The organism is Streptomyces sp. NPDC002734, from assembly GCF_040295685.1.
In the GTDB taxonomy this organism is placed as follows: domain Bacteria; phylum Actinomycetota; class Actinomycetes; order Streptomycetales; family Streptomycetaceae; genus Streptomyces.
The window spans coordinates 119,886-141,367 of record NZ_JBEOVU010000006.1 but is presented as its reverse complement, the minus strand read 5'-3'; the positions used below and the strand labels follow the sequence as shown (position 1 = coordinate 141,367).

The following is a 21,482-nucleotide window of genomic DNA, read 5'->3' as shown; positions in this document are numbered from 1 at the left end:
GGGCCGGGGCGGGCGGACAGGCCGGGGCTGCCCGGGGCGGTCAGACGACGCGGATGCCGATGATGCAGGTGTCGTCGTCGGTGTCGGACTTGCTGTGGGTGAGCAGTCCGTCCAGCCGCTGTTCCAGGGTGAGGTTGGGCTTGCGGACGTTGGACAGCAGCCGGGTCAGGGACTCGTGCACCGACTCGTCGCGCCGCTCGACCAGACCGTCGGTGTACATCAGCAGCGTGTCGCCGACGTCGAGCTGCATCTCCGCCTCCTCGTAGGTGGCCTCGGAGAGGGCGCCCAGGAGGATGCCGCCGGCCGGCTGCAGCGGGGCGGCATGCTCGCCGCGGATCAGCACCGGCGGCAGGTGGCCGGCGCGGGCCCAGCGCAGCGTGTGGGTCTCCGGGTCGTAGAGGCCGCAGACGGCGGTCGCCGTGACGTGCTCGGTGAGGTAGTGCGCGACGATGTTCAGCCAGGCCAGCAGCTGCCCCGGTCCGGCGCCGGTGACCGCGAGGCCGCGCATCGCGTTGCGCAGCACGACCATGCTGGTGGCGGCCTCGATGCCGTGTCCGGCGACGTCGCCGACGCACAGCATGACCTGCTTGGAGGGCAGCACCACCACGTCGTACCAGTCGCCGCCGACCATCGACTCCGACTCGGCCGGCCGGTAGCGGACCGCGACCTGCAGGCCGGGGCTGTCCATGCCGGAGTGGCTGGGCGGCATGATCGCGTGCTGGAGCTGCAGGGTGAGCCGGTTGCGTTCGGCGGCCTGCTGCTCGGTGTGGGCGAGCTGGTCGCGGGTGGCGGCCAGCGCGACCTCGGTCCAGTGCTGCGCCGAGATGTCCTGGTAGGCGCCGCGCACCGAGCGCAGCCGGTTGTCCTCGTCGAGGACGGGCTCGGCGACCACCCGGATGTGCCGGGTGATGCCGTCCGGCCGCTGAAGGCGGAAGGCCGCCGAGGCGGGCCTGCGGTGGTGCAGCACGGCGCGCACGAAGCGGCCGATGGAGACGGCGTCGTCGGGGTGCGCGTGCGCCGCCATCTCCTCCAGCGGCACCGGGCGGTGGGTCTGCGGCAGGCCGTAGAGGTCGAAGAGCTGGTCGTTCCAGACGATCTCGCCGCTGAGGACGTTCTCCTCGAAGCCGCCGATCCGGCCCAGCCGCTGGGCGTGCTGCAGCAGGTTGGCCAGCCGCGCGGTGTCGTCCTCGATCCGCCAGATCAGCAGCACGCTGTTGCCGTGCCGGCTGACGCTGACGTCGACGGTGGTGTCGAGCGGCACCTGGTCGACCAGGGTGGTCAGGGTCATCCGCTGCGAGCGGAACGCCTCGCCGGTCGCGTAGACCCGCTCGATCTTCTCGAACATGCCGCTCTCCCCCATGGCGAGGGGGTACGACTCGAGCAGCAGGGTGCCGCCGACCGCGTTGCGCGGCCGGCCCGCCGGGTCGGTGAACCGGCTGTTGACGTGGTGGATGCGGAAGTCGGCGAGCCGTCCGTCCGGCCACAGGTGCGGGGTGAGGACCAGCGCCGGGTCGTAGAGGCCCTCGGCGAGGTCGACCAGCTCGGTGAGGTCCTGCGGCAGCTGCCAGGTGTCGGGCGTCGGGGTGGCCACGGCGCCCGGGCCGCCCTCCAGGGTGTGGGCGCACAGCTCGGCGAGCGCCTCGACCTGCCGCATGATCTGCGGGGGCTGCGGCTCGAGCGGCTCGGGCCAGCAGATCTCCAGGATGCCGTGGACCCGGCCGCCGGTGCCGGCGGGGACGGCGATCCGCCCGCCGCGCGGGTTGTGGGACCAGCCGATGGACGGCAGGGCGGAGGAGGGCTGCTTCTCGGCGCACACGGTGCCCCGGTCGGTCAGCGCCTGCCGGGCCAGCGTGCACACGCCCGGCGGGACGTAGCGCCACCGGCCGGCCTCGTCCGCGGGGAAGCCGGCGTGGCCGACCAGGGAGAGCGAGGCGTCGGCGCCGGCCGCCCAGACGGCCACCGCGGTGGCGCCCAGCGGGGTCAGCGCGTGTTCCAGCAGCGACTCGGCGACGGCCTGGGTGTCCCCGGCGGCCGCGGCTCCGCTCTCCGCGGTGCGCAGCCGGACCGCGACCGCGGCGGCGTCCTCGATCTCCGGGACGTCGGTGTCGTCCTCGGCGTCCTCGCCCTCCTGGCCGGTGGCGCGGCGGACGAAGTCGGCGGCCACCTCGGTGACGTGGTCGCGGGCCGCCTGGTTGACGATGTCCGCCGCCAGTTCCAGCTGGGTGAGGCCCGACTCCTCGGCCAGGGCCGCCAGCTGGCGGCCCGCAGCGGTCGGCCCGCAGCCGAGCCGCTCGATCAGCACGCCCTTGGCGAGCTCGATCAGCGCCCGGCCGTCGGCCGCGGCCTGCGCGGCGCGGATCTCGTCCCGCAGCCGCGCCACCGTGGCGGCGAGGCGGCCCATCCCCGCGCCCTCGGCGTCCGGACCGGCGGTGTGCTCCATGTCGTGTCCCGTCCTGGCAGCGGGTACGCGCGATCCCTCCCCGGCGACGAGTTCGTCCGCCCGCGCGGGGTGCGCGGGGTTCTCGGGAGTGCTCACGGTAGTGCTGACTCCTCGGTCGGCGGTGGACGGCGGGCGGGTGCGGGTCTCCTGGTCGTGGGCGGACGGTGCGGGGCGCGCGGCGCCCCGCATCCCTGTCAGTCGGACAGCCAGCGCTCGATGCAGGCGATCAGGTCGTTGGCGTCCACGGGCTTGGTGACGTAGTCGCTGGCCCCGGAGGCCAGGGACTTCTCCCGGTCACCGGGCATGGCCTTGGCGGTCACGGCGATGATCGGCAGGTCCGTGTAGCGCGGATCCTGGCGGATCGCGCTGGTGGCCGTGTACCCGTCCATCTCCGGCATCATCACATCCATCAGGATGAGATCGATCTCCGGGTGGGTGTGCAGCGACTCGATGCCCTTGCGGCCGTTCTCCGCGTGCAGCACCTCGATGCCCTGGAGCTCCAGGATGCCGCTGAGCGCGTACAGGTTGCGGGCGTCGTCGTCCACGACCAGCACGGTCCGCCCGGCCAGGCTCCCGGCCACGGTCCGCTCGGCGGGCCGCCGGTTCTCCTCCTGGCGCACCAGGGGCAGCACGTCGCCGGGCTCCTCGGCCGACAGGTGCAGGGTGATCCGCTCGCGCAGCTCGTCCAGGCTGGAGATGAGCTCCAGCGGACGCATCCGGGCGAGGAACTGCAGCTGCTGCTCCTGGGCGACGTCCAGACGGCGGCTGTTGTGGGCGAGCACCGGCACCGTGGAGAGCGCGGTGTCGCCGTCCATCGCCTGGAGGAAGCGGATGGCCTCGTCCTGCGGCATGTCGATCTCGAGCACGACGCAGTGGAACGGGCCGGCGGCCAGGCTCTCGGCGGCCTCCTGGGCGCCCACCGCGGTGATCACCTCTATGTCGCCGGCCGGCTTGCCGAGGCCGGAGTTGCCCGCGAGGTCGCTGACGGCGCTCTCGGCGACCAGGGAGAGCAGCCCGCGGCTGCGCTCCTCGACGACCAGCAGGCGTCGGCGGGGCCGGGCGTCGGACACCGGACGGGCGTCCTGGGTGATCACGTTCGCGTGGTCGTCGGCAGCGGTGACCGCGGCCGGCGTGGGCGAGGCGCCGAGGGCGTTCTCCCAGTCCCCCCGGGAGACCGGGAGGTACAGCGTGAAGGTGCTGCCCTTTCCGACCGAGGAGCGGGCGGTGACGGCGCCGCCCAGCAGATGGGCGATCTCCCGGCTGATGGACAGGCCCAGGCCGGTGCCGCCGTACTTGCGGCTGGTGGTGCCGTCGGCCTGCTGGAACGCCCCGAAGATCGCCTCGAGGTGCTGCTCCGCGATGCCGATGCCGGTGTCCTTCACCTGGAAGGCGATCACCGGTCCGCCGCGGTGCACGAACGGCGGCACGTCCTCGGTCTCGGCCGTCTCGATGCGCAGTTCGACGCTGCCGTGCTCGGTGAACTTCACCGCGTTGGAGAGCAGGTTGCGCAGCACCTGCCGCAGGCGGGAGTCGTCGGTGAGCAGGTGCTCGGGGATGCCGGGCGCGGTGGAGACGGTGAAGTCGAGGTTCTTCTGGGTCGTCATCGGCCGGAAGGTGGCCTCGACGTACTCGACCAGCTGGCGCAGCGGCACCTGCTCGGGGTTGATGTCCATCTTGCCCGCCTCGACCTTGGACAGGTCGAGGATGTCGTTGATCAGCTGGAGCAGGTCGGAGCCGGCCGAGTGGATGATGCCCGCGTACTCGACCTGCTTGGGCGTCAGGTTGCGCGTCGGGTTCTGCGCGAGCAACTGGGCCAGGATCAGCAGGCTGTTGAGCGGGGTGCGCAGCTCGTGGCTCATGTTGGCCAGGAACTCCGACTTGTACTTCGACGCCAGGGCCAGCTGCTGGGCGCGGGCCTCGAGCTCTTGGCGGGCCTGCTCGATCTCCAGGTTCTTGGTCTCGATGTCCCGGTTCTGCGCGGCCAGCAGCGCGGCCTTCTCCTCCAGCTCGGCGTTGGAGCGCTGCAGTTCGTCCTGCTGGACCTGGAGCTCCGCGGAGCGGGCCTGGAGTTCGCCGGTGAGCCGCTGCGACTCGTCGAGCAGTTCGTCGGTGCGGGCGTTGGCGACGATGGTGTTGACGTTGACGCCGAGCGTCTCCATCAGCTGTTCCAGGAAGTTCTGGTGGACGATCGTGAACGAGGTGAAAGAGGCCAGCTCTATGACGCCGAGCACCTGGTCCTCCACCACGATCGGGAGCACCACCAGGCTGCCCGGGGTGGCCTCGCCGAGGCCGGAGGAGATGCTGACGTAGTCGCCGGGGACCTGCTCGACGACGATGGTGCGGCGGCTGCGGGCCGCCTGGCCGACCAGCGACTCGCCGAGCCGGAAGCGGCCGTGGCCCTCGAACTCGGTGGGCCGGCCGTAGGAGCCGACCAGGCTCAGCTCGGTGTTGCCCTCGTTCTCCTCGGCGAGGTAGAAGGCGCCGTACTGGGCGGAGACCAGCGGGGTGAGCTCGTCCATGACGAGTTCGGCGACGACGGCGAGGTCGCGGTGGCCCTGCATCAGGGAGGAGAACTTGGCCAGGTTGGACTTCAGCCAGTCCTGTTCCTGGTTGGCGCGGGTCGTCTCGCGCAGGGACTCCACCATGGAGTTGATGTTGTCCTTGAGCTCGGCGACCTCTCCGGAGGCGTCGACCGTGATGGAGCGGGTCAGGTCGCCCTCGGCCACGGCGCTGGCGACCTCGGCGATGGCGCGCACCTGGCGGGTGAGGTTCCCGGCCAGTTCGTTCACGTTCTCGGTGAGGCGCTTCCAGGTGCCGGAGACGCCCTCGACCTCGGCCTGGCCGCCCAGGCGGCCCTCGCTGCCGACCTCGCGGGCGACGCGGGTGACCTCGGCGGCGAAGGAGGAGAGCTGGTCGACCATCGTGTTGATGGTGGTCTTGAGCTCGAGGATCTCGCCGCGGGCGTCGACGTCGATCTTCTTGGACAGGTCGCCCTTGGCCACGGCGGTGGTGACCAGGGCGATGTTGCGCACCTGGTTGGTCAGGTTGTTCGCCATGGAGTTGACGTTGTCGGTCAGGTCCTTCCAGGTGCCCGCCACGTTGGGCACCCGGGCCTGGCCGCCGAGCTGTCCCTCGGTGCCCACCTCGCGGGCCACACGGGTGACCTCGTCGGCGAAGGCGGAGAGGGTGTCGACCATGGTGTTGATGACGCCGGCCAGTGCGGCGACCTCGCCCTTGGCCTCGACGGTGATCTTCTGCGAGAGGTCGCCCTTGGCGACCGCGGTGGCGACCTGCGCGATGGAGCGCACCTGACCGGTCAGGTTGGAGGCCATCACGTTGACGTTGTCGGTGAGGTCCTTCCAGGTTCCGGAGACGCCGCGCACGGTGGCCTGGCCGCCCAGGTTGCCCTCGGTGCCCACCTCACGGGCCACACGGGTGACCTCGTCGGCGAAGCCGGAGAGCTGGTCGACCATCGTGTTGATGGTCTCCTTCAGCTCGAGGATCTCGCCCCGGGCGTCCACCCGGATCTTCTGCGTCAGGTCGCCCTGGGCGACCGCGGTGGTGACCTCGGCGATGGACCGCACCTGCGCGGTGAGGTTGTCGGCCATGACGTTGACCGACTCGGTGAGGTCCTTCCAGGTGCCGGAGACGCCCTTGACGTCCGCCTGGCCTCCCAGCCGGCCCTCGGTGCCCACCTCGCGGGCGACGCGGGTCACCTCGTAGGAGAACGCGGAGAGCTGGTCGACCATCGTGTTGATGGTGTTCTTCAGCTCCAGGATCTCGCCGCGCGCGGTGACGGTGATCTTCTGCGACAGGTCGCCCTTGGCGACCGCGGTGGCGACCTGGGCGATGGAGCGCACCTGGGCCGTCAGGTTGCCGGCCATGAAGTTCACGGAGTCGGTCAGGTCGCGCCAGGTGCCGGAGACGCCCTTGACGTCCGCCTGGCCGCCGAGGATGCCCTCGGTGCCCACCTCACGCGCCATACGCGTGACCTCGTCGGCGAAGGAGGAGAGCTGGTCGACCATCGTGTTGATGGTGTTCTTCAGCTCGAGGATCTCGCCCCGGGCGTCGACGGTGATCTTCTGCGACAGGTCGCCCTTGGCGACCGCGGTGGTCACCTGGGCGATGTTGCGGACCTGGTCGGTCAGGTTGCCGGCCATGAAGTTCACGGAGTCGGTCAGGTCGCGCCACACGCCGCCGACGCCGGGCACCTCGGCCTGGCCGCCCAGGCGGCCCTCGCTGCCGACCTCGCGGGCGACGCGGGTGACCTCGTCGGCGAAGGAGGAGAGCTGGTCGACCATCGTGTTGACGGTGTTCTTCAGCTCCAGGATCTCGCCCCGGGCGTCGACGTCGACCTTCTGCGACAGGTCGCCCTTGGCCACCGCGGTCGCCACCTGGGCGATGTCGCGGACCTGGGTGGTGAGGTTGCCGGCCATGGCGTTCACCGAGTCGGTGAGGTCCGCCCAGGTGCCGGAGACGCCGGGGACCTCGGCCTGACCGCCCAGGGTGCCCTCGGTGCCGACCTCGCGGGCGACGCGGGTCACCTCGGAGGTGAACAGGGAGAGCTGGTCGACCATGCCGTTGAAGACGGTGGCGATCTCGCCGAGAAGGCCGTCCTCCTCGTCGGAGAGCCGTGTGCCGAAGTCCCCGTCGCGTACCGCCGTGAGACCGGCCAGCAGCTGCCGGAGTTCCGCCTCGCCGATCTTGCCGCCCCCGCGGGGGGACCGCGACCGCGGTGCGCCACGCGTACCTTCGACCGCCGCCGCCTCAGCCACGCCCGACCTCTTTCCGTGTTGATGCCATGACGGAGGGCCGCACGGCGAACTCCACGTATACCCGGAGTTCTCCGCTTCATGCTCGCGGGATTCCGCCCCCGTCGGACGACGAGTCCGGAGGCTACTTCACCTTGTGAAGGAAGTGAAAACGCCTCCGCCGTCCTCGGCACGGCCGGGCTCGATTTCCGGCCGTCCCGCGGTTTTTCGCCTGGTCCACGGTACGTCCCGGCCGCGCCCGGTTCCACCTGGCCCCGACCGGCCCGGGTGCGTGCGGGCGTGTGCGGGATCACCGAACCCTCGCGAGAACTTCGCAGGTGTGCGTCAGGCAAGCTGGGGTATCGGAAGCCAGATGATTTCCGTCGTCCTAGTCCCCGCGCGCCCCGCGCGGCCCATCGGCCACGCTGTCCGCCCGGGCGGACGACGGCCGGTGGGCTCGTGAACCCGCTGGTCATCAGGGCACGTATCGAAGGAGCACAGCGGTGGCAGGGCAAGAAGAGTCGAACAGACTGGTCGAACTGCTGACGGCGAAGGACGACCAGCTCGCCTCGGCATGGGTGGAGGCCGTCTCGCGCACGCTGCGCGGCCGGATCTCGCTCGCGGAACTCGAGCGTGAGCTCAACGAGCTGTACACGGCGCTGGTGGCCGGTCTGCGCCACGGCGCCTTCGACTGGCAGGGCGACGCGTACGCGGAGGTGCGGGCGCTGCTCACCGAGCTGTCGCGCAGCCGCGCCCGGCAGGGGTTCACCCCCACCGAGACGGCGACCAGCGTGCTCGCGCTCAAGGACGTGCTGGCCCCGACGGTCGACACCTCGGCCGAGGACATCCACGCGTACCTGCAGCTCGCGAAGCTGGCGGACGCGCTCGCGCTCTTCACTCTGGAGGTCTACGCCAAGACCCGCGAGGAGATCATCAGCGCGCAGTCCGAGCAGCTGATGGAGCTCTCCACCCCGGTGGTGAAGCTGTGGGAGGGCGTGGTCGCGGTTCCGCTGGTCGGCACCCTCGACTCGGCCCGCACCCAGGTGGTCATGGAGAAGCTGCTCCAGGCCCTGGTCGACGCCGACGCGGACCAGGCGATCATCGACATCACCGGTGTGCCCGCGGTGGACACCGAGGTCGCCCAGCACCTGCTGAAGACCGTGGTGGCGGCCCGCCTGATGGGCGCCGAGTGCATCATCTCGGGCATCCGCCCGCAGATCGCGCAGACCATCGTGGCGCTGGGCATCCAGTTCGGCGACATCGTCACCAAGGCCTCGCTGGCCGGTGCGCTCAGCCACGCGCTCGCCCGCCGCGGCGGCGACCTGACCAGCACCGGCGGCCAGGCGTGACCGAGCGCGTACCCGTACTGAAGATCGGCGACGTCCTCCTGGTGTCCATCCAGGTCGACCTGGAGGACCAGATCGTCCTGGACCTCCAGGAGGACCTCGCCGGCCGGATCGTGGAATCCGGCGCTCGTGGTGTGGTGATCGACATCACGGCGGTCGAGATCGTCGACTCGTTCGTCGGCCGCATGCTCGCCACCACCGCCGCGATCTCCCGCATGCTCGACGCGGAGACCGTCGTCGTCGGGATGAGACCCGCCGTCGCGATCACCCTGGTCGAGCTGGGCCTGTCGCTCGGCGGCGTGCGGACCGCTCTCTCGCTGGAGAAGGGCCTGGCGATGCTGGCCCGGCCGGGCGACCACCGTCCGGCACAACGATGAAGGCCCCTCTGCCCGAGCTCGACGCCGACGAGGAGACCTTGCCGATCGACTCGAACGACGACGTCGTGCGGGCCCGCCAGCTGGTGCGTACCCTCGCCCAGCGCTGCAAGCTGTCGCTGGTCGACCAGACCAAGCTGGTCACCGCGGCGAGCGAGCTGGCGCGCAACACGCTCGTCTACGGCGGCGGCGGGGTCCTGCGCATCGGGCTGGTCCGGCGTAACGGCCGGACCGGCGTCAGCGCGATCTTCGACGACAACGGTCCGGGCATCCCCGACATAGACCAGGCGCTGACCGACGGCTGGACCTCCGGCGGAGGTCTGGGTCTCGGTCTCAGCGGGGCACGCCGTCTGGTCGACGAGTTCACCCTGGACACCGAGGTCGGCGGCGGCACCCGGGTCGCGGTGACCAAATGGGCCCGCTGAGCTGGGAGATCCTGGACGCGGAGGACATCACCTGGCTCCGGGACCAGGAGTCCTTCCCGGCCGCGGCCAGGATCGCCGCCGTGACGCTGGCCCGGCGTATGGGCTTCGACGAACAGCGGTGCGCCGAGGTCGCCCTCGCGGTGAGCGAGGCCGCGACCAACCTGCGTCGGCACGCCGTCGACGGCGCGCTCCTGCTGCGCGTCGTGCGCACCCCGCACGAGGCAGGTGTGGAGTTCGTCACCACCGACGCCGGTCCGGGCATGGCCGACGTCGCCAAGTCCCTCACCGACGGCACCTCCACCGCGGGCACCCTCGGCATCGGTCTGGGCGCGATATCGCGCCTCGCGGACACCTTCCGGCTGCACTCGCTGCCGGGGCGCGGGACGGTGTTGACGGCACGGTTCTGGCCGAAGAGCACGGACCGCCGCACGGTGGAGTCCGACGGTCCGCTGGTCGAGGGCCTGACCCGCGCCATCAACGGCGAGGACGTGTGCGGCGACGCCTGGGCCGCGCGCCTGGTCGGCGCGCGGGACGAGAGCCGCGCGGCGGCGTCGCTGCCGGCCTCCTCCGGGACGACCCCCGCGGCGGCGACCGGCCGGGACGCGGAGCCCGCGCCCCGGCAGCTCGGCTGGGCCGAGCTCACCGGTCTGCGGCCCCCGCCCGTGGACGTCACCCCGACGCGGGCCCCGCGCGCGGCGCGCGCCGCCGGCGGGGACGGCGAGCGGGCGGTCCTGGTCATGTGCTGCGACGGCCTGGGCCACGGGCCGCTCGCCAAGCGGGCCGCACAGGCCGCGGTCACCGCGTTCCGCGACTCCCCCTCGGAGCAGCCCGACGGCGTGCTCAACGACGTCCACAAAGCGCTGCGGGGCAGCCGCGGCGGGGCGATCGCCGTGGTGCGGATCGAGCCCGCGACCCGCAGCGTGTTCTTCTGCGGTGTGGGCAACATCAGCACCTTCGTCGTCGACCCGGCGACCGAGACGCGGCGTTCCCTGCTGTCCGCGCCCGGCATCGTGGGCCACCAGATGCCGACCCTGCGCACCGTCCGGCTGGACCTGCCGCCCGAGGGCGCCGTGGTGATGCACTCCGACGGCCTCACCGAGCGCTGGCAGGCCTCGGACATGCCCGGCTTCCTCGACCACACGCCGCTGGTGGCGGCCGCCCAGCTGCTGCGCGAGGCGGGCGTACGGCGCGACGACGCCGGTGTCGTGGTGGCCAAGGGGCCGTGGTGAGCACGGACGCGTCCAGCGGGGCCACGCCGCTGGTCTCGCTGTCCCTCACCACCGAGCAGGACGTGTTCGTGCTGCGCCGCAGCGGCAAGACCGCGGCCGAGTCGCTCGGCGTGGAGCCCCAGGACCAGATCCGGCTGGCGACCGCGCTGAGCGAGCTGGGCCGTGACCTGATCGGGTCCTGCGACCTGACGGTCTCCTTCGACCTGGTCGACCGGGCCCGCCCCCGTCTGCGGTGCACGCTGCTGTGGAAGGACGGCCCCGGCCCCGGCCGGGAGGCGCTGCGGGCGGCCTCCCGGCTGGTGACGCTGGAGCACACCTCCGTGGATCGGAGTCTGGTGATCGAGCAGCCGCTGAGCGGGGACACGCCGTCGCCCGACCTGGTCGCGCGCACCCGCGCGGCCCTTCAGGCCCACAAGGGGGCGACCGCCGTGGAGGACGCGCGGGCGCAGACCGTGGACCTGATAGCGGCGCTGGAGGAGTCGCGGGCCCAGCGCGAGGAGCTGCGCCGGCTCAACGCCGAGCTGGAGGAGACCAACCGCGGGGTGATGGCTCTGTACTCGGAGCTCTCCGAGGAGCTGGAGGAGACCAACCGGGGCGTCGTCGCGCTCTACGCCGAGCTGGAGGAGAAGTCGCGCCAGCTGCGGGAGGCCAGCGAGGCGAAGACCCGGTTCTGGGCCAACGTCAGCCATGAGCTGCGCACCCCGGTCAACGCCGTGGTGGGTCTGGCGCGGATGCTGCTGGAGTTCGACGCGGAGCGCCTCGACGAGGAGCAGCACCGGCAGGTCTCCCTGATCGCCGCCTCGGGCGCCACGCTGCTGGCGCTCGTCGACGAGCTGCTGGACGTGGCCAAGGCGGAGTCGGGCCGGCTGGAGCCGAACTGGGGGCCGGTCGACCTGCGGGCGCTGCTCGGCCAGCTGCGGGGCGTGCTGCGCGGCTACGAGCGGCACGGCGACGCCGAGCTGGTCGTCGCCGAGCCGGAGCTGACCGTGGTCAGCGACGAGGTGATGCTCACCCGTATCCTGCGCAACCTGCTCTCCAACGCGCTGAAGTTCACCGAGTCCGGCACGGTGCGTCTCGACGTCGCCGTCGAGGCCGGGGAGGGGGACGGCGAGCAGGACGGCTTCGTGGTGTTCACCGTCACCGACACCGGGGTGGGCATCCCCGAGGCGGAGCAGCAGCAGATCTTCGAGGAGTTCTACCAGGTGCGCGGGCCGCACCAGCGGGGCCGTTCCGGCACCGGTCTGGGCCTGCCGTACGCGCGCCGGCTGGCCGAGCTGCTGGGCGGCACTCTCGCCCTGACCAGCGCCCCGGGGCAGGGCACCCAGGTCACCGTGCGGCTGCCCGTGCGGCCGTCCCCCTCCGGGGCGGGCGGCGGGGCCGAGGGTGGTCCGCTGCTGACCGTCCTGGTGACGGCGGACGACGACGACGTCTTCCGCGCCGCCGTCCGGCCGCTCCTGGAGCAGCTGGCGGAGCGGGTCGTGGAGGTGGACCGGGGCGGCCGGGCCGGTGCGGTGGTGCGCGAGGAGCGGCCGGACGCCGTCCTGCTGGACCTGCACATGCCGGACATGGACGGCTACACGGTGCTGGCCGAACTCGCCGCCGACCCGGAGCTGCACGGCATCCCGGTCGTCGTGGTCACCTCGGCGCGGCGTGAGAGCCTGGACCACGAGCGGCTCCGGCACGCCCGGACGGTGCTGGACAAGTCGTCGCTGACACTGACACAGCTCACGGCGGCCTTCGCCGAGCACGTCCCGCGCCGGGACCGGGCGGAGCGGGGGACGAGCGCGGCACAGGGGGCGAGCACGGCACAGGGGGCGATCAGGAAGGACCCACGGTCGTGAGCCCCTGGCTTCAGAACGACAGCGCCGTCGCCAAGGTGATGGTGCTCGACGACAACGACACCAAGCGGTACATCATCAGCAGCTGGCTGCGCCGGGCGGGCCACACGGTGGTGGAGGCCGCGGACGGCACGGAGGGCCTGGCCCTGCTGGCCTCGGCGGCGGACGGGGAACTGCCGGAGCTGGCCGTGGTGGACGTGCGGCTGCCCGACATGAGCGGCTTCGAGGTCTGCGAGCAGATCAAGGCGGACCCGCGGACCGCCTCGCTGCCGGTCATCCACATCTCGGCGACCGCCATCGAGGTGAGCGACCGCGCCCAGGGCCTGCACCGGGGCGCCGACGCCTACCTCACCGAGCCGATCGCCCCGGACGAGCTGCTGGCCACGGTCACCGCCGCGCTGCGCTACGCCCGGGCCCGCCGCCGCGCCGAGCGGCTGGCGGCCCGGGTGGCGGCCCTCAACAGCAGCACCCTGGCGGTGTACGCGGCCCGGGACGGGCGCGCCTTCACCGAGGCGGCCGCGGCGGGCGCGGCCACGCTGATGCAGTCGCCCGCGGTGGCCGTGGCGCTGAGCCCGGACAACCGCGTGCTGCACCTGGCCTCCGCGGGCCGCCGCACGCCGGGGCACGGGCCCGCCGCGTCCGGCGACGCCGCGCCGGTGGAGCTGTCGACGCCGGAGCCGCGCCTGCTGGACCTGCTGGCCGGCCGGATGCTGGGGGACGGCACCGGCACCGCGACGGCGATGCTGCCGGCCGCCGAGTGGCGCGCCCTGGTGTGCCGGGAGGACGGCGCCGGGGCGGACGTCTTCACCGGTGACGTCGCCCTGATCCTGGCCCGCACCAAGAAGGGGCGGCCTCCCCTCGCGCTCGCCGTGGACGCCGGGGCGCTCGCCGGGGTCGACGACCGGGAGCTGCTGTCGCAGCTGGCCCAGGCGTGCGCGCTGGCGCTGGAGGCGCTGCGCTCGCGCAGCGAGGAGCACGCGCTGGTGCTCACCCTCCAGCGCACCTTCCTCCCGGACCGGCTCCCCGAGGTGCCGGGCGTCGATCTGGCGGTGCGCTACGAGCCGGCGGCCGACGATTCGGAGATCGGCGGCGACTTCTACGAGGTCATCGAGACGCCGGCCGGTCTGCTGCTGGCCATCGGCGACGTGGCCGGGCACTCCCTGCAAGCGGCGATGATCATGGGTGAGGTGCGGCACGCGCTGCGCGCCTACGCCATCGAGGGCCACGACCCGCGCACCCTGCTGGACCGGCTGGACGCCCTGCTGACCCGGCTGCGTCCGTCGATCACCGTCACCGTCTGCCTGGTGCTGGTGGAGCCGGGCGCCCGGCGGGTCCACGTCGCGAACGCGGGCCACATCCCTCCGCTGCTGCGGCAGCCGGACGGCTCCACGCGCTACCTCACCGAGCACGGCCCGCTGCTGGGCCTCAACCTGCGGCACCCGCCGGGCGTGAGCCACGACGTGCCGGAGGGTTCGACGCTGCTGCTGCTCACCGACGGCCTGGTCGAGGTGCCGGGCGTGGACCTCACCGAGAGCCTCGACGAACTGGGGGCGACCCTCGCCGAGGCGCCCCGCGAGATCGAGGAGCTGTGCGACGTGCTCCTGGACCGGTTCGGCAAGGGCAAGACGGACGACATCGCCCTCCTCGCGGCCCGGCTGCGCTGACCTCACCGGCTGCACCGGCCTTCCCGGCCGCTGACCTCCCCGGTCGCTGCCCCCGGCCCCGGCGGCCTCCGGCCGGCCGGTCTCAGGAGCCGCCGCCGCGGGCACCCCGGCGCCTGCGCAGGACGACCAGCAGGTCGGCCGCGGCCAGCAGGGCGACCAGCGCGCACACCGCGGTGAAGGCGACCAGCGTGCCGCGGTCGGGGTTCTCCCCCGGTCCGGCGTCGGCGGCCCACAGGGCGAAGAAGACGGTCAGCGCGACGAAGACCGGCAGGAAGACGGCCGACAGCAGCAGACGCAGTCCCAGCGCGCTGCGCGCGGTGACCGGTTCCGTTCCGCTGCGGCGGCGGCGCCTGCCGGCCGGTCGTCGGGGGTCCTGGGGCCCGGGGCGCCGGCCTCCGGGGTCGCCGGCGCTCACAGGGTGGCCTCCCGTTGCCTCGACGCCTCGAGGATGCGGACCACCTCGTCGTCGTCCACCTGCTCGAAGTCCTCGTACCAGAGGCCGACCGCCTGGAAGTCCCGCGGCTGCCGCAGACAGATCACGTCGTCGGCCTCCGCCCGCAGCGCGGAGGCCGCCTGCGGCGCGCCGACGGGGACGGCGAGGATCAGCCGGGAGGGGTCCTGGCGGCGCAGGTGACGCAGCGCGGCGCGGGCGGTGACACCGGTCGCCAGGCCGTCGTCGACGAGGATCACCGCCCGGCGCAGGACGTCCGGCAGGGGCCGCTCGCCCCGGTAGCGCAGGGAGCGCCGCCGCACCTCCTCCCGCTCCCGGGCCACGTCGGGCGCGAGGCGTTCCTCGCTCAGGCCCAGCATGTCCAGTGACGTCCGGTCGAACAGGGGCGGGTCGTCGCCGACGACCGCGCCGACGCCCAGCTCGGGGCGGCCGGGCACGCCGATCTTGCGCACCACCAGCACGTCCAGCGGCGCCCCGAGGGCCCGGGTGACCTCGGCGGCCACCGGTACGCCGCCGCGCGGCAGCGCGAGGACGACGGGCTCGAAGAGTTCGCCGTCGGAGGCCCACTGCATGAGCCGGAATCCGAGTTCCTGGCCGGCTTCCCGGCGGTCGTGGAATCGCATGGATCTCTTCTCTCCTCGCTCCCCCCGGTCACGTGATGCCGCTCGCGGCGCGTGTCAGCCGCGCACCGCCAGGTGTTCCTGGAACCAGTCGGCGGCGGCGCGGGTGACCTCCTCGAGCGCGCCGGGTTCCGGGAAGAGATGGGTCGCACCGCCCACGACGTGGACGCGGTGGGTCCCGGGGAGGTGCATCGCGGCCTGCCGGTTGAGGTCGAGGACGGTCTCGTCCGTCCCGCCGACGATCAGCAGCACCGGCACGCCGACCCGCCGCAGCGCGTCGCCCGCCAGGTCGGGGCGGCCGCCCCGGGAGACGACCGCGCGGACGCTGTCCGGCCGTTCGGCTGCCGCGGTGAGGGCGGCGGCCGCCCCGGTGCTGGCGCCGAACAGGCCGACCGGCAGACCGGAGGTGTCCGGGTGGCGGGCCAGCCAGTCCACGGCGTCGGCGAGCCGTCCGGCCAGCAGCGCGATGTCGAAGCGGAGCGCCGCCGTGGCGGTGTCCTCGTGTTCCTCGGCGCGCGTCAGCAGATCCATCAGCAAGGTGGCGAACCCCGCCCGGCGCAGTCCTTCGGCGACCGCGCGGTTGCGGGGGCTGAGGCGTGAGCTGCCGCTGCCGTGCGCGAACAGCACCACGCCGCGCGCCCCCGGTGGCACGGCGAGGTCGCCGTCCAGGGTCACCCCCTGCGAAGGGAGCTCGGTGCTGTGGGACGTCATGGCTGCTCATCTCCCTGTGCTGCCGGCCTCGTCCTGTCCCGGGCCGCGCACACGCGTGGGGCGCGGCCCGCCGGAGCCGCGCGTCCCGCTCAGGCCGGCGGGCGCGCCGCGGTCCGGCGTCCCGGCCCGGGTACCCCGCCCGAGGCCGCGCGTACCGGGCCGGCGCCACCGCGGCGCACCGGCCGCCAGGTCGCCACCAGCGCCCCGGCCAGCAGGAGCTCGGCGAGGTCGCCGCCCCAGTACATGAGCTCCGCGCCCTGCCGGAGCTGGGCGACCGGGGCGTCGACGTACACGTGGAAGCCGCCGTACAGGGCCTGCGAGACCAGCGCGTGCGCGGCGATCGCGGCTGCGAGGTACACCAGCCGGGCCGGCACCCCGGGGCGGGCGGGCGCCGGGTCCGGTCCGGCGACGGCGTGGGCGAAGAGGCAGCCGGAGGCGAGCAGGTGCAGGTGCAGCAGCCAGTGACCGGCCGGGTGCGCCGTCAGGGTGCCGTACAGGGGGGTGAAGTACAGCGGCACCAGTGAGCCGGTGCTCAGCAGCAGCGCCACCGCCGGGTGCGCGAGGAGGCGGGCGGGCGCGCTGTGCAGCACGGTGGTCACCCGGCGGGCGGACGCGGCGGGCAGCACCCGCAGCAGCAGGGTGACCGGCGCGGCCAGCACCAGGGCGAGCGGCGCGTACATCCCGATCAGCAGGTGCTGGGCCATGTGCGCGCGGAAGTCGGAGTGGGCCGCCGGTCCCAGCGGAGGCAGCAGCGCCAGGGCGAGCAGGCCGAGACCGGCCAGGAAGGACGCCGAGCGGCGGGTGCTCCAGCCCCGCCCCGGGTTGCGGCGCCGGGCCTGCCGCGCGCCGAGGAGGTAGCCGCACGCCAGGGCGGTCAGGAGCAGCAGGACCGGAGCCTGGCCGAGGAGCTCCGGGAACCCGGGACCGGCGCCGCCGTCGTGGTGCTGGTGGGGTCCGTGCTCCATCAGACGTCGTGGCCCTGGGCCGTCCGTCCGGCCTCCCGCGGGGCGGAGGGGTCGACCGCCCGGCCGCGACGCCGCACGAGGTGACCGACCGCCAGGAGCAGGACGCCGAGGACCAGGAAGCCCGCGTCCCACCACGCCTGGTGCTCACCGGCCCGGACGTGGTGCACGCCGAGGATCTGGTGGTTCAGCAGGCCCTCGACGATGTTGAACACGCCCCAGCCGAACAGCACCCATCCCCAGAGCACCGGCGAGGTCCACACGGCCCGCCGGTCGTGCGTCACCCTGCCGTACAGGACGGCGAGGCCCGCCAGGACCAGGAGCCAGCAGAGCGCGTGGAAGACGCCGTCCCAGACGGTGTTCATCTCCAGTCCGGGAACGGTCCTCGGGTCGTAGTACCTGATGCCGACACGGTCCTGGTCGGTGCTGCTGAGCAGGTGGTGCCAGCGCAGGATCTGGTGGAGGAGGATGCCGTCCACGAACCCTCCGAGTCCCGCCCCCAGCAGGATGCCGGGAAGCCGGAGACTGCTGGGCGTCGCCGTGAGCGCCCGCGCGCCGTCCTCTCTCGTCATGCCTGTCCCTCCGTACCCGTCGCGCGGCCCTCACGCGGTGTTCCGGTGTTCCGGGCACGGTTTCCCTGCGGTCCTCTTCCGAACCGCCCGGTGGGGGTGCGCACCCGGTCGGACCAACTGCGCACGCGCCGGAGCGCGTCGTGCGGCAAGAGTTGTCCCATGGCAGACAACGGTGAGCGGCGACGCGCCTCGGCCACGGCCACCAGGCGCGCTCCCCGGGAGCGCAAGGTCCGCACCGCGGCGGACGCGGCGCGGTGCGCCGCCGACGAACTCGCGGCACTCGTCCACCATCCGCAGGAGGGCGTGTCGGCGGTCCGCAGGAGCGAGGAGGGCGGCTGGAGCGTCGTCCTCGACGTCCTGGAACTGGCCCGTATCCCCGACACCACCAGCCTGCTCGCGACCTACGAGGTGGAACTGGACGCCGACGGCCGGATGGTCCAGTACTGCCGCACCGCTCGCTACCGGCGCGGGGGCGCCGACCAGTAGGCGGCCGCATCCCTCCCGGAAGGAACACCCATGACCGTCGTGACTCCGTCCCCGTACGCCGACGAACTGGCCTGCGTGCCGCGCGCGGGCACTCTGTACGACGTCCTCGACCTGATCCTCGACCGCGGCATGGTCATCGACGTGTTCGTCCGGGTGTCCCTGGTCGGCATCGAGATCATAAAGATCGACGCCCGCATCGTCGTGGCGAGCGTCGACACCTATCTGCGGTTCGCCGAGGCCTGCAACCGCCTCGACCTGGAGCGGACCTCCCGCAGCAAGACCGTGCCGGAGCTCTTCGGCGGCGGCGGGGCGATGGGCAAGACGGTCGTCAGGGCGGGCGCCCGCAAGGCGGGCCGCTCCCTGGGCGACAAGGTGCGCGGCGTGCTCGGCACGGACACCCGGGACGACGAGGACGCCGAGTACGCGGACCACGCCGAGGGCGCCACGGACGAGGACCTCGGCGAGGAGGAGTACGAGGAGAGGCCCCGGCCGCAGCGCCGCCGCCGCACCGACGACGACCGCCGCCGACCGGCCGGGGCCGCCCGGGACCGTGGGCGCGACCGCGACCGCGACCGGGACCGCGACCGGCCCCGCGCGCGCCGCCGTTCGGAGGACTGACCGTGGCCACCGCTCCTTCCGCCGTCCTGTCCGGCGGCGCCCCCTCGGCGGCGCCGGTCACCACCGGCTCCCTGTACGTCTACGGGATCGCGCCGGCCGGGGTCCGGGCGCCCCGCGCCGCGGGCGTGGACGGCGCGGCCGTCCGGCTGCTGACCTCCGGCCCCCTGTGCGCGGCGGTGTCCTCGGCCCCGGCCGAGATCCGGGCCCGCCGCCGCCACCTCGCGGCGCACCAGGCGGTGCTCGACGAGCTGTCCGGGCAGGGCCCCGTCCTGCCCATGCGGTTCGCCGTCCTCGCCCAGGACGAGGACACGCTGGGGTCCTATCTCCGCGAGCAGCGGCCGCAGTTCGAGACGCAGCTGGAGCGGATCCGGGGCTGCGTCGAGATGAACGTGAAGGGGCACACGGTGCCCGGCTGCTTCGAGGACCTGGTCCGCCGGGACGAGAAGCTGCGCGAGCTGGCCCGGCGCACCCGCCGCCGCCCCGACTACGACGCCAACGTCCGCCTGGGCGAGGCGCTGGCCCGCGCGGTCACCCGGGAGGCACGGCACGCCGCCCGCGAGGTGCTGGACCGGCTGACCCCGTTGGCCCGCCGCACGGCGCGGGGCGAGGTGGACGACACGGTCGTGCTGAGCGCCTCGTTCCTGGTGCCGGCCGAGGCCGAGCAGCGTTTCCGGAAGGCCGTCGAGGAGCAGGCCCGCCGTCAGGGCACGCGGCTCGCGCTCAGCCTGACGGGGCCGCTGCCCTGCTACAGCTTCGTCGACGCCCCGACCACGGCGGGACCGGCGGCGGGCGGCGCGCGCCCCGCCGGGGCCGGGCCCGCCAGGCCCGCCGCCGCCGGTACCGGGACCAGGAGGTAGGGGCGTGGGGCTGTTCACCGAGATCCTGCTGCTGCCCTTCGCCCCGGTCCGCGGAACCGTCTGGATCGCCGACCAACTGGCCCGCGAGGCCGAGCGCCAGGCCCGCGACCCGCGTCTGGTGCAGGCGCGGCTGGCGGCACTGCACCGCGCCCTGGACGAGGGCGAGATCGACGAGGCGGCTTTCGAGAAGGAGGAGGACCGCCTTCTGAGGCTGCTGGAGAACCCTGTCCGCCGCGTGGGCGGCCGGCCCGCCACCGGCGCCCGCACCCGTACTCCCGAGGGACTTCGATGAACCAGAACTGCAAGGCGGCGATGGCCGCGGCCGTCGCCGGTGGATACCTCCTCGGCCGGACGAAGAAGGCCAAGCTGGCCCTGGCCGTCGGCACCTACCTGGCGGGGCGGCGCTTCAGCCTGTCGCCCACCCAGCTCGCCACCCAGGGCCTGACCAAGCTGCGGGAGACCCCGCAGTTCCAGGACCTCACCGACCAGATGCGTCACGAGGTGCTGAACGCCGGCCGCGCCGCGGTCACCGCGGCCGCCCGCCGCAAGCTCCTCGACCTCAGCGACTCGCTGCGTGACCGCGGCGAACGCCTCTCCGGGACGGCCGACGACCGCGAGGACGACGACCGCGAGGACGACGACGCCGACGACCGCCACGACGCGGACGACGCCTACGACGAGGACGACGCGTACGACGAGGGGCCGTCCGGCGAGGACCGTGACGAGGACGTGGACGAGGACGACGAGGAGGAGGACGGCGAGGAGGACGACGCGCCCGCCGCCGGCCGGAGCAGGCCCCGGCGGACCTCCGCCGGCTCGGCGGGCCTGCGCAACTCCGCGGCCAGTCGCGGCAGTGCGCGCAGGGCGACGGTGCGCCGCGCGGCCTCGACCGGCCCGGCGGTGGCGAACGCGGCGGTGAAGAAGAAGACGGCGGCCGGATCCGGCTCGGCGTCCCGCTCCGGCTCCGGCTCTCGGCGAGGGAAGTGAACGGCATGGCGAACGGACGACAGGAACGCGGCGGCGGCCGGGACGAAGGGCTGCCGATCGACGAACTGAAGGATGCCTTCGGCGAGTTGCTCGGAGCGCTGGGCAGCAGCCTGGTGTCGAAGGCGGGCGACCGGCTCAGCGGGGTGACCGAGCGGCTCCTCGACTCGGCGGACGGTCTCGGTCTGGGCGACAAGGCCGAGAAGGCCGGCGGCCTGGGCCGCATCGCCGGACGGATGGTCAAGGGGGAGAACCCGGCGAAGGTCATGCTCTCCGAGAAGGTCAAGGGCATGAAGGACAACGTCAAGGACAAGCTGACGGGCGGCGGGGGCGGGGGCGGCGGAGGCAAGGGCGGCGGGGGCGGCGGCAAGTCCACCAACATCGTCGAGATCCTCGACGTGGCCGTCCCGCTGCGCACGGCCTACGACCAGTGGACGCAGTTCGAGGAGTTCAGCGGCTTCACCAAGGGCGTCCGTGGGGTGAGCCAGAAGGACGAGATCACCTCCGACTGGAACCTGAAGGTCGGTCCCTCCAGCCGCAGCTGGAAGGCCACCGTCCAGGAGCAGATCCCGGACGACCGGATCGTGTGGTCCTCCGAGGGCGCCAAGGGCTCCACCCGCGGCGCGGTCACCTTCCACGAACTCGCCCCGCGCCTGACCCGCATCGTGCTGGTGGTGGAGTACTTCCCGGCGGGCTTCTTCGAGAAGACCGGCAACCTGTGGCGCGCCCAGGGCCGCCGGCTGCGCCTGGACCTCAAGCACTTCGCCCGCCACGTCACCCTCCACGGCGACGAGGAGCTGGAGGGCTGGCGCGGCGAGATCCGCGAGGGCGAGGTGGTCCGCAGCCACGAGGAGGCGATGGAGGACGAGGAGAACGCCCGCGAGGAGGAGGAGGGCCGCGAGGACGAGGCGGACGACTCGCTCGACGACGAGCCCTACGGCGACGAGGCCGAGGAGCCGGACGAGGACGAGGACGCGGAGGACGACGACGAGTACGCGGACGAGGAGGACCTCGACGACGAGGACGCCGACGAGGGCGAAGAGGCCGCGTACGAGGACGAGGACGACACCGACGACGAGGAGCCCGAACCGGAGGAGGAGGAACCGCCCCGGCGGCGCCGTGGCCGTGGCCGCAGCAAGCAGGGAGCGTCGTGA

At 73.4% G+C, this 21,482-nt stretch carries 19 protein-coding genes; 12 read left to right on the top strand and 7 right to left on the bottom strand.

Going from position 1 to position 21,482, the window contains the following annotated elements; translation table 11 throughout:
* Nucleotides 1–40 precede the first annotated feature (40 nt).
* Nucleotides 41–2,440: a SpoIIE family protein phosphatase gene (locus tag ABT026_RS08090; RefSeq protein ID WP_351113340.1), complete on the bottom strand. Its 2,400-nt coding sequence runs from the start codon at nucleotides 2,438–2,440 to the stop codon at nucleotides 41–43.
* Between the two features lie 194 nt (nucleotides 2,441–2,634).
* Nucleotides 2,635–6,876: a hybrid sensor histidine kinase/response regulator gene (locus ABT026_RS08085; RefSeq protein WP_502967923.1), complete on the bottom strand. Its 4,242-nt coding sequence runs from the start codon at nucleotides 6,874–6,876 to the stop codon at nucleotides 2,635–2,637.
* Nucleotides 6,877–7,694: 818 nt separating this feature from the next.
* Here ABT026_RS08085 and ABT026_RS08080 point away from each other — a divergent pair.
* Genes ABT026_RS08080 through ABT026_RS08055 form a run of 6 tightly spaced genes read left to right on the top strand, consistent with a single transcriptional unit; the run spans nucleotide 7,695 to nucleotide 14,067 of the window.
* Nucleotides 7,695–8,540, top strand: a complete 846-nt coding sequence (locus tag ABT026_RS08080) for an STAS domain-containing protein (RefSeq protein ID WP_351113255.1) — start codon at nucleotides 7,695–7,697, stop codon at nucleotides 8,538–8,540.
* Complete coding sequence (locus ABT026_RS08075) at nucleotides 8,537–8,914, top strand: STAS domain-containing protein (RefSeq protein WP_108952171.1); 378 nt, start codon at nucleotides 8,537–8,539, stop codon at nucleotides 8,912–8,914. The genes ABT026_RS08080 and ABT026_RS08075 overlap by 4 nt, the downstream gene beginning before the upstream one ends.
* On the top strand, nucleotides 8,911–9,336 hold the full coding sequence (locus ABT026_RS08070; RefSeq protein WP_351113254.1) for an anti-sigma regulatory factor: 426 nt from the start codon (nucleotides 8,911–8,913) through the stop codon (nucleotides 9,334–9,336). Before ABT026_RS08075 ends, ABT026_RS08070 begins: the two co-directional genes overlap by 4 nt.
* Nucleotides 9,324–10,565 carry an ATP-binding SpoIIE family protein phosphatase gene (locus ABT026_RS08065; protein ID WP_351113253.1) on the top strand — a complete coding sequence of 414 codons (1,242 nt, stop codon included), beginning with the start codon at nucleotides 9,324–9,326 and terminating at the stop codon, nucleotides 10,563–10,565. Before ABT026_RS08070 ends, ABT026_RS08065 begins: the two co-directional genes overlap by 13 nt.
* Complete coding sequence (locus ABT026_RS08060) at nucleotides 10,562–12,406, top strand: hybrid sensor histidine kinase/response regulator (RefSeq protein ID WP_351113252.1); 1,845 nt, start codon at nucleotides 10,562–10,564, stop codon at nucleotides 12,404–12,406. The genes ABT026_RS08065 and ABT026_RS08060 overlap by 4 nt, the downstream gene beginning before the upstream one ends.
* Before the next feature lie 38 nt (nucleotides 12,407–12,444).
* Entirely contained in the window at nucleotides 12,445–14,067 is a 1,623-nt protein-coding gene (locus ABT026_RS08055; protein ID WP_351113339.1) for a SpoIIE family protein phosphatase, read from the top strand.
* A gap of 82 nt (nucleotides 14,068–14,149) precedes the next feature.
* Here the strand turns inward: ABT026_RS08055 and ABT026_RS08050 are convergent, their stop codons facing one another.
* The 5 genes from ABT026_RS08050 to ABT026_RS08030 form a co-directional block, all read right to left on the bottom strand.
* Complete coding sequence (locus tag ABT026_RS08050; RefSeq protein WP_351113251.1) at nucleotides 14,150–14,482, bottom strand: DUF6343 family protein; 333 nt, start codon at nucleotides 14,480–14,482, stop codon at nucleotides 14,150–14,152.
* Nucleotides 14,479–15,141: a phosphoribosyltransferase gene (locus ABT026_RS08045; RefSeq protein WP_351113250.1), complete on the bottom strand. Its 663-nt coding sequence runs from the start codon at nucleotides 15,139–15,141 to the stop codon at nucleotides 14,479–14,481. Before ABT026_RS08045 ends, ABT026_RS08050 begins: the two co-directional genes overlap by 4 nt.
* 54 nt (nucleotides 15,142–15,195) lie before the next feature.
* On the bottom strand, nucleotides 15,196–15,849 hold the full coding sequence (locus ABT026_RS08040; protein ID WP_351113249.1) for a dienelactone hydrolase family protein: 654 nt from the start codon (nucleotides 15,847–15,849) through the stop codon (nucleotides 15,196–15,198).
* Nucleotides 15,850–15,938: 89 nt separating this feature from the next.
* On the bottom strand, nucleotides 15,939–16,814 hold the full coding sequence (locus ABT026_RS08035; protein ID WP_351113248.1) for a cytochrome c oxidase assembly protein: 876 nt from the start codon (nucleotides 16,812–16,814) through the stop codon (nucleotides 15,939–15,941).
* Nucleotides 16,814–17,383 (bottom strand): DUF2243 domain-containing protein, encoded by a 570-nt coding sequence (locus ABT026_RS08030; RefSeq protein ID WP_351113247.1) that lies wholly within the window; start codon nucleotides 17,381–17,383, stop codon nucleotides 16,814–16,816. Before ABT026_RS08030 ends, ABT026_RS08035 begins: the two co-directional genes overlap by 1 nt.
* A gap of 159 nt (nucleotides 17,384–17,542) precedes the next feature.
* Between ABT026_RS08030 and gvpO the strand changes: the two genes are divergently transcribed.
* From gvpO to ABT026_RS08000, 6 genes are read left to right on the top strand one after another with little or no spacing between them, the layout of a single operon-like run.
* Nucleotides 17,543–17,869, top strand: coding sequence for a gas vesicle protein GvpO (gvpO, locus tag ABT026_RS08025; RefSeq protein WP_351113245.1), 327 nt, complete (start codon nucleotides 17,543–17,545; stop codon nucleotides 17,867–17,869).
* 30 nt (nucleotides 17,870–17,899) lie between these two features.
* Nucleotides 17,900–18,487, top strand: a complete 588-nt coding sequence (gvpJ, locus tag ABT026_RS08020) for a gas vesicle protein GvpJ (protein WP_351113244.1) — start codon at nucleotides 17,900–17,902, stop codon at nucleotides 18,485–18,487.
* 2 nt (nucleotides 18,488–18,489) lie between these two features.
* Entirely contained in the window at nucleotides 18,490–19,344 is an 855-nt protein-coding gene (locus tag ABT026_RS08015; RefSeq protein WP_351113243.1) for a GvpL/GvpF family gas vesicle protein, read from the top strand.
* A gap of 4 nt (nucleotides 19,345–19,348) precedes the next feature.
* Nucleotides 19,349–19,636 carry a gas vesicle protein GvpG gene (locus ABT026_RS08010; protein WP_351113242.1) on the top strand — a complete coding sequence of 96 codons (288 nt, stop codon included), beginning with the start codon at nucleotides 19,349–19,351 and terminating at the stop codon, nucleotides 19,634–19,636.
* On the top strand, nucleotides 19,633–20,331 hold the full coding sequence (locus tag ABT026_RS08005) for a hypothetical protein (protein WP_351113241.1): 699 nt from the start codon (nucleotides 19,633–19,635) through the stop codon (nucleotides 20,329–20,331). Before ABT026_RS08010 ends, ABT026_RS08005 begins: the two co-directional genes overlap by 4 nt.
* A gap of 5 nt (nucleotides 20,332–20,336) precedes the next feature.
* Nucleotides 20,337–21,482, top strand: a complete 1,146-nt coding sequence (locus ABT026_RS08000) for an SRPBCC family protein (RefSeq protein WP_351113240.1) — start codon at nucleotides 20,337–20,339, stop codon at nucleotides 21,480–21,482.

What these genes read in the sequence shown, in the direction of transcription:
- ABT026_RS08090 (WP_351113340.1), bottom strand. Translation starts at nt 2,440, where the DNA reads ATGGAGCACACCGCCGGTCCGGACGCCGAGGGCGCGGGGATGGGCCGC.
- ABT026_RS08085 (WP_502967923.1), bottom strand. Translation starts at nt 6,876, where the DNA reads ATGGCCGGCAACCTCACCACCCAGGTCCGCGACATCGCCCAGGTGGCG.
- ABT026_RS08070 (WP_351113254.1), top strand. Translation starts at nt 8,911, where the DNA reads ATGAAGGCCCCTCTGCCCGAGCTCGACGCCGACGAGGAGACCTTGCCG.
- ABT026_RS08065 (WP_351113253.1), top strand. Translation starts at nt 9,324, where the DNA reads ATGGGCCCGCTGAGCTGGGAGATCCTGGACGCGGAGGACATCACCTGG.
- ABT026_RS08055 (WP_351113339.1), top strand. Translation starts at nt 12,445, where the DNA reads ATGGTGCTCGACGACAACGACACCAAGCGGTACATCATCAGCAGCTGG.
- ABT026_RS08045 (WP_351113250.1), bottom strand. Translation starts at nt 15,141, where the DNA reads ATGCGATTCCACGACCGCCGGGAAGCCGGCCAGGAACTCGGATTCCGG.
- ABT026_RS08040 (WP_351113249.1), bottom strand. Translation starts at nt 15,849, where the DNA reads ATGACGTCCCACAGCACCGAGCTCCCTTCGCAGGGGGTGACCCTGGAC.
- ABT026_RS08035 (WP_351113248.1), bottom strand. Translation starts at nt 16,814, where the DNA reads ATGGAGCACGGACCCCACCAGCACCACGACGGCGGCGCCGGTCCCGGG.
- ABT026_RS08030 (WP_351113247.1), bottom strand. Translation starts at nt 17,383, where the DNA reads ATGACGAGAGAGGACGGCGCGCGGGCGCTCACGGCGACGCCCAGCAGT.
- gvpO (WP_351113245.1), top strand. Translation starts at nt 17,543, where the DNA reads ATGGCAGACAACGGTGAGCGGCGACGCGCCTCGGCCACGGCCACCAGG.
- gvpJ (WP_351113244.1), top strand. Translation starts at nt 17,900, where the DNA reads ATGACCGTCGTGACTCCGTCCCCGTACGCCGACGAACTGGCCTGCGTG.
- ABT026_RS08005 (WP_351113241.1), top strand. Translation starts at nt 19,633, where the DNA reads ATGAACCAGAACTGCAAGGCGGCGATGGCCGCGGCCGTCGCCGGTGGA.
- ABT026_RS08000 (WP_351113240.1), top strand. Translation starts at nt 20,337, where the DNA reads ATGGCGAACGGACGACAGGAACGCGGCGGCGGCCGGGACGAAGGGCTG.